Annotated in this window: 17 protein-coding genes and 2 tRNA genes; 6 read left to right on the top strand and 13 right to left on the bottom strand. The window is 39.2% G+C overall.

The features are described 5' to 3' along the window. Window positions 1-17 precede the first annotated feature (17 nt). Together EL17_RS01795 and EL17_RS01790 are read right to left on the bottom strand one after the other, a co-directional pair. Window positions 18-1,601 carry a RagB/SusD family nutrient uptake outer membrane protein gene (locus tag EL17_RS01795; protein ID WP_035069273.1) on the bottom strand — a complete coding sequence of 528 codons (1,584 nt, stop codon included), beginning with the start codon at window positions 1,599-1,601 and terminating at the stop codon, window positions 18-20. Window positions 1,602-1,704: 103 nt separating this feature from the next. Further along, complete coding sequence (locus EL17_RS01790) at window positions 1,705-4,857, bottom strand: SusC/RagA family TonB-linked outer membrane protein (protein WP_051719726.1); 3,153 nt, start codon at window positions 4,855-4,857, stop codon at window positions 1,705-1,707. Between the two features lie 439 nt (window positions 4,858-5,296). On the opposite strand from EL17_RS01790, the gene EL17_RS01785 reads away from it, so the two are divergent. Both EL17_RS01785 and EL17_RS01780 read left to right on the top strand, forming a co-directional pair. Then, window positions 5,297-7,036: a GMC family oxidoreductase gene (locus tag EL17_RS01785; protein ID WP_035069270.1), complete on the top strand. Its 1,740-nt coding sequence runs from the start codon at window positions 5,297-5,299 to the stop codon at window positions 7,034-7,036. A gap of 6 nt (window positions 7,037-7,042) precedes the next feature. Continuing rightward, window positions 7,043-7,744 carry a gluconate 2-dehydrogenase subunit 3 family protein gene (locus tag EL17_RS01780; RefSeq protein WP_035069267.1) on the top strand — a complete coding sequence of 234 codons (702 nt, stop codon included), beginning with the start codon at window positions 7,043-7,045 and terminating at the stop codon, window positions 7,742-7,744. A 142-nt stretch (window positions 7,745-7,886) separates the two neighbouring features. On the opposite strand, the gene EL17_RS01775 is transcribed toward EL17_RS01780, so the two are convergent. From EL17_RS01775 to EL17_RS01765, 3 genes are read right to left on the bottom strand one after another with little or no spacing between them, the layout of a single operon-like run. Then, entirely contained in the window at window positions 7,887-8,261 is a 375-nt protein-coding gene (locus EL17_RS01775; RefSeq protein ID WP_035069265.1) for a response regulator, read from the bottom strand. A gap of 3 nt (window positions 8,262-8,264) precedes the next feature. Further along, window positions 8,265-9,023, bottom strand: coding sequence for a hypothetical protein (locus tag EL17_RS01770; RefSeq protein ID WP_035069262.1), 759 nt, complete (start codon window positions 9,021-9,023; stop codon window positions 8,265-8,267). 3 nt (window positions 9,024-9,026) lie between these two features. Further along, window positions 9,027-9,596 (bottom strand): carboxymuconolactone decarboxylase family protein, encoded by a 570-nt coding sequence (locus EL17_RS01765; RefSeq protein WP_035069260.1) that lies wholly within the window; start codon window positions 9,594-9,596, stop codon window positions 9,027-9,029. 922 nt (window positions 9,597-10,518) lie between these two features. Between EL17_RS01765 and EL17_RS01755 the strand changes: the two genes are divergently transcribed. Continuing rightward, window positions 10,519-10,956, top strand: coding sequence for a hypothetical protein (locus tag EL17_RS01755; protein WP_205623516.1), 438 nt, complete (start codon window positions 10,519-10,521; stop codon window positions 10,954-10,956). A gap of 24 nt (window positions 10,957-10,980) precedes the next feature. On the opposite strand, the gene EL17_RS01750 is transcribed toward EL17_RS01755, so the two are convergent. The 3 genes from EL17_RS01750 to EL17_RS01740 form a co-directional block, all read right to left on the bottom strand. After that, window positions 10,981-11,676, bottom strand: coding sequence for a DUF421 domain-containing protein (locus EL17_RS01750; protein WP_035069254.1), 696 nt, complete (start codon window positions 11,674-11,676; stop codon window positions 10,981-10,983). Window positions 11,677-11,686: 10 nt separating this feature from the next. Further along, window positions 11,687-12,376, bottom strand: a complete 690-nt coding sequence (locus EL17_RS01745) for a DUF421 domain-containing protein (RefSeq protein ID WP_035069251.1) — start codon at window positions 12,374-12,376, stop codon at window positions 11,687-11,689. Window positions 12,377-12,641: 265 nt separating this feature from the next. After that, entirely contained in the window at window positions 12,642-13,730 is a 1,089-nt protein-coding gene (locus EL17_RS01740) for an MBL fold metallo-hydrolase (RefSeq protein WP_051719724.1), read from the bottom strand. 530 nt (window positions 13,731-14,260) lie between these two features. On the opposite strand from EL17_RS01740, the gene EL17_RS01735 reads away from it, so the two are divergent. Further along, a complete protein-coding gene (locus tag EL17_RS01735) occupies window positions 14,261-14,791 on the top strand; it encodes a PAS domain-containing protein (RefSeq protein ID WP_164674904.1) in 531 nt (176 codons plus the stop codon). Between the two features lie 95 nt (window positions 14,792-14,886). After that, window positions 14,887-15,339 (top strand): PA2169 family four-helix-bundle protein, encoded by a 453-nt coding sequence (locus EL17_RS01730; protein ID WP_035069249.1) that lies wholly within the window; start codon window positions 14,887-14,889, stop codon window positions 15,337-15,339. Window positions 15,340-15,575: 236 nt separating this feature from the next. Here the strand turns inward: EL17_RS01730 and EL17_RS01725 are convergent, their stop codons facing one another. Both EL17_RS01725 and EL17_RS01720 read right to left on the bottom strand, forming a co-directional pair. After that, complete coding sequence (locus EL17_RS01725) at window positions 15,576-15,977, bottom strand: hypothetical protein (RefSeq protein WP_035069246.1); 402 nt, start codon at window positions 15,975-15,977, stop codon at window positions 15,576-15,578. A 249-nt stretch (window positions 15,978-16,226) separates the two neighbouring features. Next, window positions 16,227-16,607: a DUF983 domain-containing protein gene (locus EL17_RS01720; protein ID WP_035069243.1), complete on the bottom strand. Its 381-nt coding sequence runs from the start codon at window positions 16,605-16,607 to the stop codon at window positions 16,227-16,229. A 115-nt stretch (window positions 16,608-16,722) separates the two neighbouring features. On the opposite strand from EL17_RS01720, the gene EL17_RS01715 reads away from it, so the two are divergent. Further along, a complete protein-coding gene (locus EL17_RS01715; RefSeq protein ID WP_035069240.1) occupies window positions 16,723-17,361 on the top strand; it encodes an HAD family hydrolase in 639 nt (212 codons plus the stop codon). Between the two features lie 31 nt (window positions 17,362-17,392). On the opposite strand, the gene EL17_RS01710 is transcribed toward EL17_RS01715, so the two are convergent. The 3 genes from EL17_RS01710 to EL17_RS01700 form a co-directional block, all read right to left on the bottom strand. After that, a complete protein-coding gene (locus tag EL17_RS01710; RefSeq protein WP_035069238.1) occupies window positions 17,393-19,084 on the bottom strand; it encodes a DUF885 family protein in 1,692 nt (563 codons plus the stop codon). Window positions 19,085-19,354: 270 nt separating this feature from the next. Continuing rightward, window positions 19,355-19,428 (bottom strand) — tRNA-Pro (locus EL17_RS01705). A 40-nt stretch (window positions 19,429-19,468) separates the two neighbouring features. Further along, window positions 19,469-19,541, bottom strand: a tRNA-Lys gene (locus tag EL17_RS01700). Window positions 19,542-19,665 lie beyond the last annotated feature (124 nt).

Here is a 19,665-nt window from a genome sequence, read left to right as displayed (position 1 = left end):
ATCAATATAAATTCCTTCTAATAGCCGGGATTTTGGGTCAGAGAAGGGTTTCGTTGTAATTCTGTCTCAGGAATAGGAAAAAGCAAATGTTTTTCTTCAAAAGTCCTGCCCCATTGATTAGCCTGACCTATGACATTTACATAATTTATAGCCCCTCCACTATTGGCCTGTGTGACCGGGAACATCCTTGTTCTTTGGATATCAGACCACAAATGGAATTCAAAGACGAGTTCTCTATACCTTTCCTTCCAAACCTCTTCGATAAACTGCTGTGGAGAAAGACCTATAAGCCCTGCTTCAATGACAGTACGGTCGGTATTCCAATAAGCCCTACTTCTCACATCGGCCAGATACCCTACAGCCTCCGCAGTGACTCCTTCGGAAGCGGCTATAGCTTCTGCCGCTATCAGTAACAGATTGGCATAACTATACGCCACCACATCTTTACCCGAAGCGGCTGTCTCCCTTAGTGCCTGCTCGTCAAACCACATATATGGTGCTGTAGCAAAATTAAAGGTATTGCCTGCATTATTTGTATAAGAACTATGAAAGAACTGTTTTTCCTGGACCCTGAGATCAGCCTGGGAATTATATCCCCATAGAAATTGATTGACTGGCTGATAGGCACCGTTGGTCACACCATAGGCGACTTCGGATGTAGTGGATACAGGAATGGTATAAACCGGATAGGTGTTATTGGCAATACCTACAGCATATTCTATAAAATAGATAAATTCAGTAGGTGAATTGTCTGCTCTTCTTATTTTGTTATACGCACTGCTACCTGGTATGAGATTACCTGAAGCATCTCTGTCATGCTGTACTAAGCTATATCCGCCACTATTGATGACCAATCTAGCCATCTCGGCAGCTTCACGGTTCCTATCCTGGCGCAGAGGATATCCACTCATCGTCAAATAAACATCAGCCAGAAGATTGGCAGCTGTACCCTGAGCAATACGGTTACCATTATTTGCCATAGAACTCTGGGATAACCCGCCCTCATTGATGGCACTTTCCAGATCAGAAGTAATCAGATCATATATCTGCTCTATAGGTGCCCTTTCTACGTATAAGTTTTCCAATGATTCATATGGTGATGTAATCAAGGGTACAGGACCAAACATTTTTACCAAATAGAAATAAGCATAAGCCCTGAAATATTTTGCTTCGGCCAATAATCTTGAACTTTCATCATCTGACAGCCCTTCTATACCGGGTATATAGGTAATGGCATTATTTGCTCTTGAAATGCCTCGGTATAGGTCTGCCCAGGTATTGCCAAGGTAAGTAGCCATGTTTACACCATTGAGAGAAAGCTGCTGGGAATTCTGAACATGGGGCTCCTGTCCCCTGTATTCGTTGTCAAAAAAACCTGACATGTAATTGCCCAACATGGCCCTAGATCCGCCATATGAGGCTGCCGAATTGATAATCTGCGGTGCTCCGTTTCTATAGAGGGAATTTACCGCATCATGCGCATGCTCAGGCAGTGTAAAAAACTGCTCTGAAGACATCTCATCTCTGGGTACCTCCTGCAAGAAATCATTGCAGGAAATGCAGATAATGGATGCAAGAAATATATATAGTATCTTTTTCATCTGTTTATATTTTATTTTTTAAAGGCCAGATGGAATCTCGCTTGGACGGATATTCATGCCATTTTGTGCGGTCTTCCTCTTGCTAGATTTCATCTGAATAGTATTAGAATTGTACACTTACTCCTAAAGTGAATGTTCTAGGTCTTGGGTATTGGAAGAAAAATATGTTTTGTCCCCACTGGTTACCTCCCCAAGATGAAGATTCAGGATCAAAACCTTTAAATTCACTGCTAGAAATCAGAAATGCGTTCTGAACACTAGTATACACCCTTAGGTTATTAATGTTGAGCCTAGAAATCAATTCTCTATCAAATGTATATCCCAATGAGATGAGGTTACCTCTAATATAGGATCCATCTGCTACCCAATGATCATCTATTTCACTGTTTTGGCCTGAATAGGCTGCATTACGGATCTGCTGAACATTTGTATTCTGGTTGGTTTCAGTCCATGAATCATATAAAGAAGTCCTTAAGGTATTGGCTATGCCCGTTCTATCTTCCACAGAGTGAAGAAATTGCTGCAATACATCTACGCCCCATACAAACTGCATTTCCAAACTGAAATCCCAATTTTTGTATCTCACATTATTGATCAGCGCACCGTTCCATTTTGGAAGACCATTACCTATGATGGTTGGGTTAGCAGAACGCTTGGCTTCACCTGGCACTCTTCCTGCTGCGGCTGCTTCTGCCGCTTCGTCAGTTCCCCATGTCCCTAAACGCTCAAATCCCCAGAAAGAACTCAACGGTTCTCCTACCCTCAAGATAGTTTGGCTACCGGATACCCAGTTTGGTCCAGGAAATATATCTTCATTATTTTCACCTAGCGATTCGATTCTGTTCACATTATAATTAAAATTCAGCGTGGATTCCCAAGAGAATTCAGGTCTGCTTATGATATATCCGGTCAAAAGCATTTCTACACCTTGATTGGATATTGACCCAATGTTATCACGCACTGCTGAAAAACCCGTACTGAATGGAACAGGTCTATCTAAAAGCAGATCAGTGGTGAGCTTATAATAATAATCAAAAGCCAAAGTCAGTCTCCTGTTAAACAACCCCATGTCAAAACCTACATCAAACTGGTTGGTTTTTTCCCAACTTAAATCCGGGTTGGGCAATCTATTGACAAAACTGTGTGAAGCCCTTGATCCATTGATCAATACTGTACCTGAAGATACTGTACCTAGGGACTGGTACATGGGGATTTCAGTATTTCCGGTGATCCCAAAACTGGATCTAAACTTAAGTTCATCCAATCCTGAAGCACCGGCCATAAATGGTTCATTGCTGATAATCCAACCTAGGCCCGCTGAAGGAAACACCCCATATTTATTGTTATCTCCAAATCTTGAAGAACCATCTATTCTACCGGTCAAAGTCATCAGGTACCTATCTTTCAAGGTATAGCTACCTCTCAGGAAGTAGGAATTCATGGTCCAGTTATTCCATTGAGACTGTGGCGCTTCCGGTTGGCTGGCTGCCTGTATCCGGTTATATCGGAAAAAATTATCCGAAAAGCCTCGTGCTTCCACAAAATTCCCCTCAAAGGTTCTGCCTTGCCAGCTTAATCCGAGCACGGCGTTGATACGGTGGTCGCCTATTTCTTTATTATAGGTCAAATAGGTTTCTTCCTGCCAATAAGTACTGCGCTGATTATTGATAGAAGCATATCCCAATGGTGCTGAAATATTGATCAGATCAGTAGGGCCATAATCCTGGAATTTGCGCTCATGTACATCAAATCCAAATTGGGTCCTTAGATCCAAACCCGGAGCCAAGTGAAATGTTAGGTGAGTATTTCCAAAAATCTGTGTCCTGTTTCTAAGTCTTTCCTGCGTCTGCAAGACGTGTACAGGATTGGCCATAGGCTCTATATTATAAGGGTCGCTGATCATAGCGGAATTGCTCCAAGAACCATCAGGAAACTTCACAGGGAAGATAGGAGGCATTTCTAACATTGTTCTCCTAGGTACCTGGCCACCGCCACCTTCTTCCACTTCATTTTCTGTGGTATGGTTTACCATGAGGTTTACCCCCATAGAAAGCCAGGATTTAGGAGAAGCATCATAGGCAATTTTCCCGTTTATCCGCTCCATCCAGCTATTAAGCATTATTCCTTCCATACGGGAATAATTGAAGAAAGCACCTACTGAGCTTCTTTCACCTCCCTGCTGTATAGAGATCTGGTGGTTATGGGATACAGCCGTTCTGGTAGCCTCATCCTGCCAGTCAGTATCATATAATGGATTACCATTTGCATCAAATAGACGGGGATCCTCTCTGCTAAATACCGGAGGAGTACTGCTAGAGTATTTAGAATGATTATTGAACCCGCGTTCTACCACTTCAAGATATTCTTCTGAATTCATCATGTCCATTTTTCTGGGCAACACCCCTATATTGACGAATCCTTCATATCCCACTACTATGCCGTCTGTTTTACTTCCACGCTTAGTGGTCACCATGATGACACCATTGGCACCTCTGGATCCGTATATAGCGGTAGCTGAAGCGTCTTTCAATACTTCCAAGCTTTCTATATCATTTGGATTCATAAAGCGGATATCTTCCATAACCACTCCATCCACTACATAAAGAGGGTCTGAGGAAGCATTCACGGTACCCAAACCTCTTATAATTACACGGGGACTACTGGTAGGTGAACCCGAGTTCAGGTTGACGTTAACACCTGCGACTTTTCCCTTCAGGCCCTGAAGCACGTTGCCGACCGGTTCTCTGAGCAGATCTTCAGAACCTACTACACCTACTGAGCCGGTAAGATCAGATCTTCTTTGGCTACCATACCCCACCACGACCACTTCATCGAGTGATCTGGTACCTGCATTCAGCTCCACATTCACAGTGGTCCTGGCCCCTACCTGTACCTCTTGGGTTTCCATGCCTACAAAGCTGAAAACCAGGATCGATTCGGCTGAAGGAACTTCCAAAGAAAATCGGCCATCAATATCCGTAACAGTACCTATGGCCGTTCCTTTTACCATGATAGATACTCCCGGAAGGGTTTCTCCGTTATCATCCCTTACTGTACCGGTAATCACTATCTCGTCCAAAGAGCGGGTACGCTCCTTGGATTCAAGCGTTGTTTTGAAGGTTTCTTTTGCCCTGAAATCATAGGCGTGAGCCACCCCTGCGGTGGAAGCTGACATGCTACAGAGCAGCGCGCATCTGAACATCCAACCCACAGATTTTCCTTTGAATTTCAAGGACTTGGGTATTTGTGTTTTCATAATATTAAGGGTTTTGTTGATAAATTGAACTAGTTGATTAAAGTTTTTTTATAGACTGCCGTCGTTTTCAATCCATAAAATCTGCCGCCCATTTTAATTTCTGTAAATAAAAACTAAAAGCTTTTAGCTTGTTATTACTTTTTTACTAAATTGGCTTTTCAATTTATGGCAAACTTAAATTTAAAGGATTACAGTGCCATATTACGATTATTTTAAATAGTTTCACACTCTTATTAAAAAAAATTACCATAATTGTGATTACAAAAATTAAATGTAAGTAAGTTAGACTTACTTCGTTAAAAAAATGGTATTACTTAAAAAACGACCTACAAGAAAGGTATATCTGATAAATCATAAATATTATCTAATGTGCTTATTCTTATTGTGATAGCATTGTTGAGAAATACTTTTCCCAAAAGCAAAACCAAAATAAAAGTATATGAGTATAGAAATAATTTCATCCTCCCAATCTTATGATGTGATCATAGTGGGGTCGGGTGCAGGGGGAGGAATGGCTTCCAAGATTTTATCGGAAGCTGGATTTTCGGTAGCCGTGATCGAAGCAGGCGGGGACTGGGATCCGGCCAAAGAAGAATTTCGAACCCAACTCCAATGGCCGTGGGAATCCCCTAGACGAGGAGCCGGAACAGTAAGGCCTTTTGGCGATTTCGATGCTGCTATCGGGGGATGGCTGATTGAAGGTGAACCCTACACACTTTCGTCGGGAACCAAATTTGACTGGTTCCGGTCCAGGATGCTGGGTGGAAGGACAAACCACTGGGGAAGGATCTCGCTGAGATTCGGTCCAGATGACTTTAAGAGAAGCAGCATAGACGGTTTGGGTCACGACTGGCCTATAGGGTATGAAGATTTAAAACCCTATTATGACAAAGTGGATAAATTAATAGGGGTATTTGGGACAAAAGAAGGAATTCATAATGAACCCGACGGCTTTTTTCTGCCTCCTCCCAAACCAAGGCTACATGAATTAATGATTGCCAAGAGTGCCAAGAAATCAGCTGTTCCGGTATTGCCAGCAAGGCTTTCCATCCTGACCAGACCGATAAATGACGAGAGGGGGGTGTGTTTTTTCTGTCAGCAGTGCAATAGGGGATGCCAGGCTTATGCAGATTTTTCTGCCGGTACCTGTCTGGTAAAACCGGCCATGGCCAAAGGTAAAGTAGACCTTTATACCAATTCAATGGTTAGGAAAGTCACCACTAATGATCAGGGCAAAGCTACCGGGGTATCCTTTATCAGCAAAGTAGATATGAAGGAATACAAACTAAAATCCAGGGTAGTAGTATTGGGGGCATCGGCCTGTGAATCTGCCCGTATAATGCTGAATTCAAAATCAAAAACCCATCCTGATGGAATAGGCAATCAGGGCGGTATGGTAGGCCGATACCTGCACGATTCTACCGGTGCAGACAGGATGGCCATCCTGCCAGACTTAATAGATAGGGACCGGTACAATGAAGACGGTGTCGGCGGCATGCACGTGTATACACCTTGGTGGCTGGACAATAAAAAACTGGATTTTGCCAGAGGATACCATATCGAATACTGGGGAGGAATGAGTATGCCGTCATATGGGTTTGGCATGGGCATGGAAACCCTTCGAAGCCATATAAAAGACGAATTTGGCAATCCCAGTACAAACGGAGGGTATGGTGAAGGACTGAAAAAAGATATCAGAAGATTCTATGGTACCACCGTAGGCATGTCTGGAAGGGGTGAAAGCATACCGCAATATGACAATTACTGCGAAATAGATCCCAATACAGTGGATAAATACGGCATCCCGGTACTTAAGTTCAACTATAACTGGACTGACCAGGAATTAAAGCAGGCGGATCATATGCACGAGACATTTGAAGAAATACTGACCGGCATGGGCGGTAAACTGATGGGTAAGCGACCGACTAAAGAAACCCAGTTTGGACTACATGCACCCGGTAGGATCATACATGAAGTAGGGACTACCCGTATGGGAAATGACCCCAATACTTCCGTGCTTAACAGCAACTGTCAGGCCCACGATTGCGATAACCTTTTTGTAGTAGATGGGGGGCCCTTTGTTTCCCAGGCAGATAAGAACCCTACGTGGACAATATTAGCCCTTTCATGGAGGACATCAGATTATATTATCAGTGAGATGAAAAAGAAAAACATTTAATATCCAATGAACAGACGCGAAAATTTAAAACTATTGCTTACAGGAGCTTCGGGTATTTTATTGGCGGGATGTGGTGTAGAGGATACTACCTCTACAGATATCCCTAAGGCAGAAGGTTTATCAGCAGCCGGCAGAAGCCCTGAAGAACTTGCTCTGGATGCCAAACTGCATTCCACTACCTTTTTTACTCCTGAAGAAAAAACCAAACTGGATTACCTGGTGGAGGTGATCATTCCCAAAGACGATAAATCCGGAGGCGCACTGGAAGCGGGAGTTCCAGACTTTATTGAATTTATGATGAAGGATCTACCAGCAAATCAAACCCATATGAGGGGAGGACTCCAATGGCTGGACAACCACGCCAAGGATCTTCATGATAAAGCGTTTATGGAACTAAGCGATCAACAAAGAATAGCCATCATAGATGAGATAGCCTATCCTGAAAGCGCAAAACCCGAAGTAATATACGGGGTAAGGTTTTTTAACCTGCTGAGAGATTTAACTGCTACGGGGTATTTTACGTCGAGAATAGGCTTTGCTGACCTGGAATATGTAGGAAACTCTCCCAATATATGGAACGGGGTCCCTGATCACGTCTTGGCAAAGTATAACCTTTCATATGATGAAAGCCTGATGCCTATCTACTTAAGACCAGAAGACAGAGGTGTAGTGGCAAAATGGGATGATGAGGGCAATTTGATCGGTTGATCATACCCTTACCTATAGCATTAAGACATGTACAATTTTCCTGGCAAACGTTTTAACCGGTCATGTATATGAAATAGTGCATGCATAATCTGGGAGGAAAGACATTGATTGATGACATTCCTCCCAGTTTTATTGATAACATTTATATATTTTCTTTCAAAAAATTTTCTATTATATGGGAAAATTCTTTTTTCCCGATGGGTTTGACATAATACCCCTTTACTGAAGAGTATTGAGTAGAGGTAATTTTATCCTGCTGGCTTATAGATGAGGTCAGAATCACCACATTGAAGGTTTTGCCTGCTCTTTCTAATATACCTAGAAAATCCCAGCCAGTGATCACCGGCATATTCAAATCCAACAGGACAAGATCAGGATTATCTTCAGAAATCATGTCCAAAGCCTCTTTGGGATCTGTAAAATCATACAGTAAAATACTGTCATCAAGCATTGAGATGAACCGCTTATTAATTTTGTTCATAATCGGCTGATCATCCACTAGATAAATCTTTTTCATGCGTTAGGGCTGTAAACGTTCCACTTTTGCCACTATACTGGTAAGCGCCTGATCAAGATCTGAAATAGCCCGAAGTATATCAGGCCAAAACTCTTTGTCCCACTCTTCCATACCAACTTCATCTTTGAGATCAGCTATACTTAATACACGGGTAATAGGCTCACGGATCTGGTGCGAATTAAACTGAATCAATTGGGTCAGATATTGGTTGCTTTGAAGGAGCTTCTGAGTTCTCAGACTGATTAGCTTCTCCTGCTCCTGCATAAGGGATTCGATCCTGTTATTTTTCCTATCCAGTTCCTCTATCAATCGATAATTGCTGATCTTGGACCACAATATTTCATTGATCAGTTTGACCATGGTAACATACCTGTTGGTAAATGGAGCTTTGTCATCAGATTTTACAATAATCATTGATCCCAGTCGCTCATTTTTTTTGAAGGACCAGCCTCTTAACTCAGTTTGATTACCATCTCTGTGCTCTATATGATGTAATGGAATACCCGTTTCCCACAGGGACGTCATCCATGGCTCCAGTTCTCCAGTAGGTATAGATTCGCCTTCTGCTTGAGTTTGACTAATCATTTCCACTTCATCACCCTTGATAATATAGAATTCAAAAGCATTGCAATTGATTAAATACTTTAATTTCTCTCTAAGAATTGATCCAATTTCTACGCGGCTGCCTGCATTAAAGACAGCAATAGAAAATTTGTTGATGGCCTCAAAAAGGACTTTATAATGAGGTTCTTCCGAAAACATTTATCAATAAGTAAGGCTCAGTTCCACTATCTCAGCATCTACTTTTATCCCAGATACATTGGCTATAGTATTTAACATGTTCACCAGATCGGCTTGAGCAAAAAGCTCCTGAATTTCCTCACTATTGAACCCGGCGGATAGCAGCTTATCAAAATGAATCTGGCTGATATCACCATTTTTTAAGGCTGCTTCCGAAACTACCTCTACTGCTACTTTATAACTGTGGGGTACCTGATCACTGTCCAAGTTCTCAGTGACCAAAAAATTATCATCATTAGAAAGATCTTTGCCCAACATATTGGCAAACAACCTGTGCGCTTCTGCACAATATGTACAGTTCCTTTCTGAAGATACTTTATAAATGATAAGTTGTTTTATAATATTGGGAACTTCCCCTTCGCATAGCGTACTTTTAAGCTTGGCCCAATTTCCTGATAAAAGCGTAGGATTGTTTCCCTGACATTTAAACCAGTTTAAAACAAATGGTACACCTAAAGTCTTTTTAGTATCATCATATATTTCTTTTACACGAGAAGAAGCATTATCATACTCAATTAATTTATAATTTTTCATTTCAAATTTTTAAGGGATAAAGTAACATAAAAATTACCAATTAAAAATATCAAATCATAAAAAAAATAATACAAAAAATTACTTAAATAAACCACTATAATTCATACCTAAAATCATTACAACTTAAATGTATTTGAGAGGTATTTTTTTGTTTTATGATTGGTGCCATAAAAAAAAATTACATCCAGTAATGGAACTAACATGAAAGCTTTTAAAACAATTTTTAATTTAAAAAACACAATAAGCAACTAGCCTATAGATATTTATATTTAAAATAAAATGGGATATACTATGATTTATTCAATATTAAATATGGCACATAAACGAAATTCACCCTGAATATTTGCTATCTGCCTTTGTATTTGAGTTACTATATAAATAAATAAAACCAAACTGAGGAACTGATATAAGTAATAAATTTGGAATGAATGATGATGCATATAGCCCCACCTCATAACCCATCATTTTACTTACTGTCAATATGGTGGTTATGGATATCATGGCAAATATGTTTGCAAAAATCAATTTATAAGAGTTCTTCATAAATATATTAATATGTCGTTTACTTTCTCCCAAAATGACATAGGCTATGGAAGCCTGATATCATTTAAGGCCGTAAAATGCCAGAAAATTCCATCATATCAAAATCAGTTCTAATAGTATATCTTCAAACAATAAAGACTAAAACAGTACGGTATTATTTACCATTATAATTATGCATCTTAAAATTGTTATTTTGTATTTTGATCCGTTTCATATATTTTGAAAAAAATTAACTTTATTTTAATATCAGCAGGCCTTTTGGTTTGCTTTTTAATAAGTACTGAAATTAGAAACCATTACCCTTAGCAAAAAATCTCTACATAGACTTTTACATTTTCATTGATATGGTTAAATTAAGCCTAGCTAATTAATGAATCCGATGGCAACCTACAAATACACAGGAAAGTCAAATAAATCACACACCTCCGCACCTATAACAGAGCCTATCATAATAGAAGTGGAAGAAACATTAACCGCTATGGCAATGGCCGCCACGGAAGTGGAGAGACAGGTCATTGTACATGCCCGGGTAGGTATAGGAAATGGTGTAATGGGAATTCGAATATGGTCCAGTACATATTTAATCCCACATGAAAGCGGCTATAGACCAAAACTATTGAATACAGAAAATATTACGGTTTTCCCACAGTGGATGGCTGTCGGGAACAAAGCCTATCATTATTTCACCCTTATTTTTGAAGGCCTGCCGCGTGACTGTAAACAGTTTGATCTAATCGAGCAAATCCCAGAATCAGGAGGATTTGAAGCGCGTAATATAATTAGAAATTCATCTGATATTTATGAAGTCACTTTCTAGAATTCACTTCTCCCTATTTGAATTTTAGGCTATCACGGCTTTCACCCATCTTGAATTGTGGCAGTGAGAACATTCAAAAGTGGGCTCACTCTGGCTTTTCTCCAAATGGCCGCAACGTGTACAGGCAAATGTACCTTCAGCATAATGAAGTTCCTCTAAATAATCCTGGTCCCAGTCTGGCAGAATACACAGCCCTTCCTTTTCCACATTTTCATGGAGGTATATGGTAAAAGAACCATTGGCCTCTAAATAGGCCCGCTGAACTTTGCCCAAACTGATTACACCTTTCACTCTAAATTCGGTAAACAAGCGTTCGCGAGAGATCCTGCTATTACGCATATTTTCTATATCCAGTTTGCCGTCTCTTACCATGATGCCTATATCTCCTACTATGGTTTGCTCCAGACCGGGCTTGTCCATAGATTTAGTGGATATTATCCTTTGCATACTGATCACCACAGCAGCAATAATGACCGGCGGAATCAGACCCTGTTCAGGGTCCTGAATAGGGATACCTATAGCCGCGGCCAAAGATATCATCGCTATCATTTCATTCCTGCTGATGATGGCAGACATGCGCTTACCCATAAGCCTCATGCTGACCACGAGAAGCAAATAAATAAATAAAATTCGGATAAGGACTTCTATTAAAAAAACGGCGGGAACACCCCCCATCAGGATTCTCATCCAATCCCATAATTCTGCATCTGATGTGTACATCTTTTATATTTTATTGAATCGCTTCCACCCAGTCATTGTTAGCACAATAACCACAGGATAATTTTATATCTTCAGGTTTTGTGGAAAGATTTCCGCAGTAGGCACATGCATACTGGTCTTCAATTTGTCTGGTAGATGGGGGTAGGGAACCATCTTTTCTTGGATATACCGAAAACCCGGGACGAGGTTCTTTAAATTTGTAAACACTAAACTGACCATCCGATTCTGAATACATCCGCTTTACCTGACCTAGGTGGTGCACACCATGAGTCCGAAGGATAGAGAAGATCTGATCTTTACTGATCCGCATATCGGATAGCTTCCCTGTATCTATTAAACCGTTTTTAATAACACAGTTCATTTTACCCACTGTAAGCTCTTCTATCTTCCTCTTTTTATATGAAAGTAAGGTAAAACCCTGATGAAGCATTAATATACTGGCCAGTAATAAAATGCCTGGAAGAATGCCTGCATTAAAGTCCTGCATAGGAACTGATGCTATGGCTCCCAATGTAAGCATAACCGCCAGGTCAGTAATATTAAGCTGAGCATTCATTCTTTTTCCCAAAAGGCGCATTACCAGCATTAGAAAAAAATATATGATCAAGGTTCTAATGAAAATTTCTATGGTAAATTCCCAGGGACTTGTCCCCATTAAAAGTCTTTCCCAATCATCTAACCGTATATCTTCTCTATCCATATATTATAATATACTAAATATCAATAATATTGTTTTTGGTACTATACACTATCATCTATACAAAACACCAATAAATACATTTGAAATAAAATGGATTTCTTCTTTAAAAGTAAGCATTCCTGTAAATCCCATCTGGGAAATTCCTCTAAACAGAAAAAACCCATATACTTGAGAACAATCCGCACACCCCAATTTAGATGTCAACATATTCGGCAAGGCCTACCATACACTAAATTAAAGTATGGAAATTTACTTGTAATGAATGTTAAAAGAAGCCTTTTTTTTCAATATTTAAATCAAAGCATTCACCTTCTCGAAGGGTAAAGAATTTTTTGGGATCAACATTTTTTCTGGCCAGTGCTGCACTTAAGTCAATCAAAGGATCACTTAGCCCATCGTCAGCCATAGGAAATGTACCGAAATGCATCCCTATACTTTTAGAAGCCCCTAGATCAAGATGTGCCTGAACCGCTTCTTCTGGAGACATATGGATAGGCTGCATAAACCATATAGGTTTATATGCTCCTATAGGTAGCAGTGCTAAGTCTATAGGTCCATATCTGGCATGAAGGGATTTGTAAAAATCACCATAGCCAGTGTCGCCTGCAAAATAAATCTTTCGTTGTCCACTTTCAATTAGATATCCTGACCAAAGAGTCTTATTAGTATCACCCATACCTCTTCCAGAAAAGTGTTTGGCAGGTACTGCATGGATATGTGTGTTACTGATATCTAGCTGATCGAACCAGTCAAGTGCATGTATATTATGGATATTATGTTGTTTCAAAAGCAGATCCACACCTAAAGGAACTATAAATATTGGATCATAGACTTCATGTAACTTTTTAAGGGTAGAAAGATCCAGGTGGTCGTAATGGTTATGACTGATCAATACCGCATGGATATGGGGAAGATCCTCAAAGCGGATCCCGGCTTCTCGCTTTCTGGCAGGTCCAGCGAAAGAAAAAGGACTAGCCCTATAGGACCATATCGGATCGGTAAGCAAATTTATACCCTGAATCTGAATGAGCAATGAAGCATGGTTTATAAATGTAACCCGCTCACCATCGATGGATTCCAAGGGTACCGTATTTTTTGAAGGTAATGTTCTGTCAGGCCATTCTCCCGGATCCTTATTGAACTGCCACTCGAGGACATCTCCAATACCGTTCTTTTTAGTAGGTTCCAAATTATAAAATTCATCGCCGTCAAAGTGATCTGAAACAGGGCCCTTATAACCGGGCCCTGACAAGATATGAAAGGCCACCACATAAAATGCACCGCCGGTCAGTATCAATAAAGATGCACCGTATAGCGATATTTTTCTCCAGTTACTCTTTTTTAAAACATCCACCGTAATAAATCATAAAATTATGCTACCAAAAGATTAACTCAACAATAACATAATGGTTTATAGCAAGACCTTTCCTACTTTATATGAAGGATAACTTTTTAAAGAATCCCAAAAAAAATACATTTATAGAATAGCTGAATATCAATCAACCGACTGCATGTATAGGGTGTTGGCGACATGCCTGATACACCATAGACATGATGGAAAAGGGAACATGATAGATTCAGATCATTATCTGACAGCCATTTTTCAAACAACCTAGCTAGTAAAAAACAAAGAATTTGATTTGTACTAAATATTGACAAAATAATTAAACAAAATAATAGTTACATTTGTATTCACATATACTGAAAATTATAATACAGGGATATAATTCAAAGCATACAAACCTTTACTAAGGGAAAATCATTCCCAATCAGCTTAAGTAGAAATTCATATAATACATTACGTTTAGCATTAAATATGGAAGTGTAAACATTATGACCAAAAAGAATAATTATAAAGATCTCATGTGTCTAGACATATATTTAATGTCCGAAGATAGACTGGACTTAAAACACCCAAGCATAAACCTATCCGATTCAGGCTATCTTACCCCCCACCCTTTGATGAGCTGGGACATATCAGGACAGTCCCCATGTTCAGTTATAGATTTCTGGAACATAAAAGAAGACAAAGAGCAACTTCTCATATATGCCGAAAAATACGGATGGGATATAGATATCCCACATATTTTAAAGTTACAATACCAGGCTATCATATTAACTGATGCGTACCAGAATATATGTTGGGTGAACAAAGGTTTCACTGAACTCACCGGTTATACAGATATGGAGGCAATGGGCAGGTCCCCCCGGTTCTTACAGGGCAAAAACACCTCTCCAGTAGCAACAAAATCTATATCGAAAGCCCTTGCAAATGAAAAGCCTTTTACAAAAAAGGTATTGAATTATAGGAAAAATGAAGATGAATATACCTGCCAGTTAACGGTCTACCCCCTTTTTAACAAAAGAAAAACTATCACCCATTTTTTAGCACTGGAGGTAGAGGTAGAACATTAGCCTATCCAGAAAATCAATATTGGACTACTTCTTGCATTCAAAAAATGTATTACTCTTTTTAAATGATTTAATTCAAATTTAACCATTAATATATTATGCAAGATAATAGAAACCAGCTTACTATCGATAAGCTTCACGAACTTATTCAAACTAATGAAGATTCGGTAAAAGGATACTCTGATGCCGCAGAGCATTTAAAAGACGGAGAACTTTCTACAATTTTTTATAGGCTTTCACAACAAAGGGCATTATTCAGGGAAGAATTAAAAGATTGCGTAAGACATCTGGGCGGAAATGATATTGAAAACACAAAGATGTCCCATACCCTTACAAGACTATGGATGGACTTTAAATCAGGCCTAAACGGCAGTGACACGGTAAAGATCATAGATGACTGCAAAAAAGCAGATGTAGGGGCAGTTCAAAGTTATGAAGAAGTTATAAAATCTAATCCTCCAGAATACATCCGAGAAATTATATTAAACCAGCTAAACCTGATAAAAGGTACGCAGACGCAACTTGAAGAATTTAAAAAGAATCCAAATTAACAAAACAAACGGAGCAGTGTGTAATATACTGCTCCGTTTTTATAATGTCACATCAATTCTAAATTTAACTGTAAGAAAATATATCAACTATATTTTTTCAAAAAACAAGGTATTTATTTTTTCTTATTAATAATATGAAAAATAAATATCAAATACATTTCCAATAAAATTAAAAAAAACGGATCGGCCTGCACCAATCCGTTTTTTTTAATAAATAGTATTGATATAGGATTATATTATTTAATCCAATTGATAAATGATTGGTAGGTTACGCCTACTTTTCTTGCATATTGTGCTTTATTCATACCATCTTCATGAGCATCGGCCCAACCTTCGATAATTCGTTGTTTCTCTGCGGGACTTAATTTCTTGCCAGAAACAGGTTTCTTCCCAGTCTTAGCAGTACCATTAAGCTCATCTATCAGTTCATTTAGATCATTCACGAATTTAGTATCAGTAAGATATAACCCAGCTTCTTCAAGTTTGGTTTTAACTATCTGCTGAGGGTGAAGGATCGTAACTGCTATATTTTGTTTTGTTGCTTCTTCTAATGATATTTGGTCACCTTCGTTGGTTACACAGATATACTCATCACTTTTTCTTAGGGTATTCAATGAATTTTTAATAAGATCTCTCATTATTCTTAATTAAGTTTTGGTAATTTATTGGATGATTTTTAACAATTGCAGCGACCTACTTTTATCATTGGCTTATATTCCAAAGAAAAATCAGGTTATCATATTTATATCATGAAAATGATATTAAAATTCATAAGTATAAAATATCAGTCAATCGATGTACAAATCTAACATAAAAATTTTAATTATATGTTTTTTTTAATCACTTATCAATCATATAATTAATCTTTATATCTAAATCTAAAAACATCATTTACCGTTACCTTGAAATGGTATAAATATACTTATCCATAATGAACGGGAAAGTCTAAAAATGAAGGGCAGTAATAATAATGACAACACAATTATGACACCAATTATCCAGAACAAAGAAACGTCTTCATTAATATAGGTCATCACCAACCAAATGGCTATAAACAAAGCTGCGTTTAAAGCATAACTAATAAACATAGCCCCAAAATAATACCCCGGCTCAGGTTCAAAAGACAATCCACAATTTTGACATTTTGCATGCATTTTATCAAATTTATTGATACTAAAAAGGGTGCCGGAGGGAAACATTTCCCCCTTTCTACAACGGGGACATCTGAAGTTAAAAACACTATATAGCACGGATCTTTTTTCTGACATGTTAGCTTGATTATTTTAAACTGTTTTAAAAATAAACCCAATTTATATAATAACAGTTTACTTTATGAAGGGTTAATGTTATATAATTTACCCAATACATTGAAATGCCAAGGAGATGAATATAAGAATAAAAAAAGCAATGATATATGATCTAGACAACACGCTATTTCCGGTCAGCGATATAGGTGAAGAACTGTTCAAACCACTATTCGATAAGATAGAAAAACATGGTGTTAAAGATGGGGAATTTACAAAAATAAAAAAAGACCTGATGCGCAAACCCTTCCAAGAAGTAGCTTACAAATATCAATTTTCTGAACCGTTAATTGATGAAGGGAATAGAATACTTACTAAGTTAACCTACGATAAAGAAATAAAATTATTTGAGGACTATCCTGCTATACTTGAATTACCTGGTGACAGGTACCTCGTTACCACAGGATATAAAAACATGCAAAACTCTAAAATAGAACATTTGGGAATACTGAAAGATTTTGTAGAAATTACCGTGGTGGACCCATCAGAGTCAGACCTAACTAAAAAAGATATCTTTTACCAAATCATGGAAAAAAACGGGTATTCACCTACCGATATGATGATAATAGGCGATGATCCAGATTCCGAAATCAAAGCCGGTCAAGATCTGGGTATAGAAACTGTACTTTACTATAAGTTAGCGCTTACCGACCTTCCCACTGGTGCTACCCATGTCATCAATGACTTCAGAGAACTGGCCAGCATTCTGCTGGAATAAAACTTAAAGACAATCCTTTATAGCCACTTATTTAATATTCATAAAATCTCCAAGCTGAAATAGTTTTATTAGGATCTCCCCCTCTGAGAATCTCTCTTAGTAAGGCTATCGGTATAGAATTTTCTTTCATAATACGGTCGTGAAAATCTTTTTCTGTCATTAATCCACCGCCGACCATCTCATTTTTTAAACTTACAAACTGAAGTCCCCCCACCATATAGGCGATCTGATATAGTGGCCCATAGTTGCCAGTAAAGGATCTCCTCACTTCACCTTCAGCATTGGCCCTCTCGTGACCGACTCTTTCTACCAAAAAATCAATGCATTCTTGAGGGCTCATTGTACCTAGGTGATAGTTCAGCGAGAAAATAATCCGGGCGCTCCGGTGCATTCTCCAAAACAGCATCCCGATCTTATCCTCTGCAGATCTAGGGAAATTTTTATCCCAAAGATTCATTTCCCAATATAGGGCCCAGCCCTCGGTCCAAAAGGGAGTTCTGAACAAACTGCGGTAAGGCTTATACCTTTGGTTCATAAACTGCTGTAGGTGATGACCGGGTATAAGCTCATGGTGAACCACCGCCCGTGAGAAATGGGGATTGTTCCCACGTAAGCTCATCATTTTTTCTTCATGGCTCATCGAAGTGGTAGGGTAAGCTACTAATATGGACTCTCCACCGAGAAAAAAAGGCGCAAACTTTTGCTCCTCCGGTGTAAGCATTCTCATTCGCCAAGTTTCTTTAGCCAATGCCGGTATAGAAATAAGATCCCTAGATTCGATAAATTCCACAGCCTCCTCAGCCAGACGGTTTATTTCCTGAGGCCACTCACCTATGGGAAAATACGATTCTTTTACCGCTTCCAAAGCCTGCTTCCAATCCTCCCCGTAACCAAGCGCTGCAGAGGCTTTTTTCATCTCTGCTTCACTCCAGGCAAATTCCCGCTCTGCTATCTCAATAAGCTCCTCTGGCGTATATGGAATAAACTCCTGTCTAAGCCCTGAAATTATCGCTTCCCGGCCTATAGGACGGCCTATTATCCCACTTCCGTCATCATTATGATTCTCGGTGGAAAAATTACCTTTTAAAAACATAACATATGCTTCCATATCATCTACGAGCTGTTTGAAAGGCCGTTCTACCCACCAAGTCATGTCGGGATCATAACCCTCGTAGAAAGCATAGGCTTCTGTAAGTACGGTTATATAATTTTTGACCATGGATGCTGCTGTTTCAGATAGTTGCCAACTCTCCAATGGGTCATTTTTCCTTTCGAGCTCCTCTCTATACAGCGTCAGGGCTTTTGCTACTTCATGCATAGTACTGGCTACATGTTGGGCATCGGGCTTATCTCCTCTTCTTCTGCTAAAAATAAAGGGCAATATGGGTGAGGCAAAATCTGCCAAATGCTTCACTTTTACAAAATCCTGCCTGGAAAGGGCAAGTTGGTAATTTTCTTTTTCGAGGTAGTTTTTGAAAAGATGATAATCCACCCTTCCCTGCTGATCCAGATTCTGAAAATCAAATCTTTCCAGCTCTTCCAACCAGTCAGCATGAAGTTTCTCCATACGATCATAGTATTCATCTGACGCTATTAAAGTATATTTTCTCAAAAGCGCTCCCCTGTCGGCTTGATACTGTAAGATAGCTTCCGATACATCACTAGCCCAGGTGTTTAAAAATGACAGATTGAAAATCAGGAAAAAACATAATACATATTTCATAGGTAGGAGCATTTAGGCCAGATAGAGAGCAGCCACCAGAGGAAGGGGGGGGTAAATACTTAATTACATAAATAAGCGCTAAAATCGCATGTTTTAATGCTGTTTAACTGAAATACCCCACTTCATAGATTAATTAAAATAAGCTGCCATTACAGGGCTAAAAATGGTAAAACAAATTTTTATCTCAAAACCGTCTGTCAAATCTTCTGACCGAAAAATTAAAACCAAAAAAAAGCCTCTGGTAAAACCAGAAGCTTTTTATATAATCAGTCGGGGTGGCAGGATTCGAACCTACGACCTCCTCGTCCCAAACGAGGCGCGATACCGGGCTACGCTACACCCCGAAACACTTTCATTTAACCCCAATAATATGCGGTAAAGAAGTGATCCCGCTGGGATTCGAACCCAGGACCCATACATTAAAAGTGTATTGCTCTACCAGCTGAGCTACGGAATCGGTAATAATTTAGGAGAGCTTCTCTTATGAAGCTCTTGTGATCTGGACCACTAGAGTGATCCTGTCAGGAATCGAACCTGAAACCTACTGCTTAGAAGGCAGTTGCTCTATCCAATTGAGCTAC

The sequence above is a fragment of the Anditalea andensis genome (assembly GCF_000714815.1).
Taxonomy (GTDB): domain Bacteria; phylum Bacteroidota; class Bacteroidia; order Cytophagales; family Cyclobacteriaceae; genus Anditalea; species Anditalea andensis.
Note: the sequence above shows the minus strand (reverse complement) of the source record. Positions and strands in the feature narration are given on the sequence as shown.

Bases quoted from the DNA above. Each gene is read 5' to 3' on its own strand.
- EL17_RS01795 (WP_035069273.1), bottom strand. From the start codon at position 1,601: ATGAAAAAGATACTATATATATTTCTTGCATCCATTATCTGCATTTCC.
- EL17_RS01790 (WP_051719726.1), bottom strand. From the start codon at position 4,857: ATGAAAACACAAATACCCAAGTCCTTGAAATTCAAAGGAAAATCTGTG.
- EL17_RS01785 (WP_035069270.1), top strand. From the start codon at position 5,297: ATGAGTATAGAAATAATTTCATCCTCCCAATCTTATGATGTGATCATA.
- EL17_RS01780 (WP_035069267.1), top strand. From the start codon at position 7,043: ATGAACAGACGCGAAAATTTAAAACTATTGCTTACAGGAGCTTCGGGT.
- EL17_RS01775 (WP_035069265.1), bottom strand. From the start codon at position 8,261: ATGAAAAAGATTTATCTAGTGGATGATCAGCCGATTATGAACAAAATT.
- EL17_RS01770 (WP_035069262.1), bottom strand. From the start codon at position 9,023: ATGTTTTCGGAAGAACCTCATTATAAAGTCCTTTTTGAGGCCATCAAC.
- EL17_RS01765 (WP_035069260.1), bottom strand. From the start codon at position 9,596: ATGAAAAATTATAAATTAATTGAGTATGATAATGCTTCTTCTCGTGTA.
- EL17_RS01755 (WP_205623516.1), top strand. From the start codon at position 10,519: ATGGCAACCTACAAATACACAGGAAAGTCAAATAAATCACACACCTCC.
- EL17_RS01750 (WP_035069254.1), bottom strand. From the start codon at position 11,676: ATGTACACATCAGATGCAGAATTATGGGATTGGATGAGAATCCTGATG.
- EL17_RS01745 (WP_035069251.1), bottom strand. From the start codon at position 12,376: ATGGATAGAGAAGATATACGGTTAGATGATTGGGAAAGACTTTTAATG.
- EL17_RS01735 (WP_164674904.1), top strand. From the start codon at position 14,261: ATGTCCGAAGATAGACTGGACTTAAAACACCCAAGCATAAACCTATCC.
- EL17_RS01730 (WP_035069249.1), top strand. From the start codon at position 14,887: ATGCAAGATAATAGAAACCAGCTTACTATCGATAAGCTTCACGAACTT.
- EL17_RS01725 (WP_035069246.1), bottom strand. From the start codon at position 15,977: ATGAGAGATCTTATTAAAAATTCATTGAATACCCTAAGAAAAAGTGAT.
- EL17_RS01720 (WP_035069243.1), bottom strand. From the start codon at position 16,607: ATGTCAGAAAAAAGATCCGTGCTATATAGTGTTTTTAACTTCAGATGT.
- EL17_RS01715 (WP_035069240.1), top strand. From the start codon at position 16,723: ATGAATATAAGAATAAAAAAAGCAATGATATATGATCTAGACAACACG.
- EL17_RS01710 (WP_035069238.1), bottom strand. From the start codon at position 19,084: ATGAAATATGTATTATGTTTTTTCCTGATTTTCAATCTGTCATTTTTA.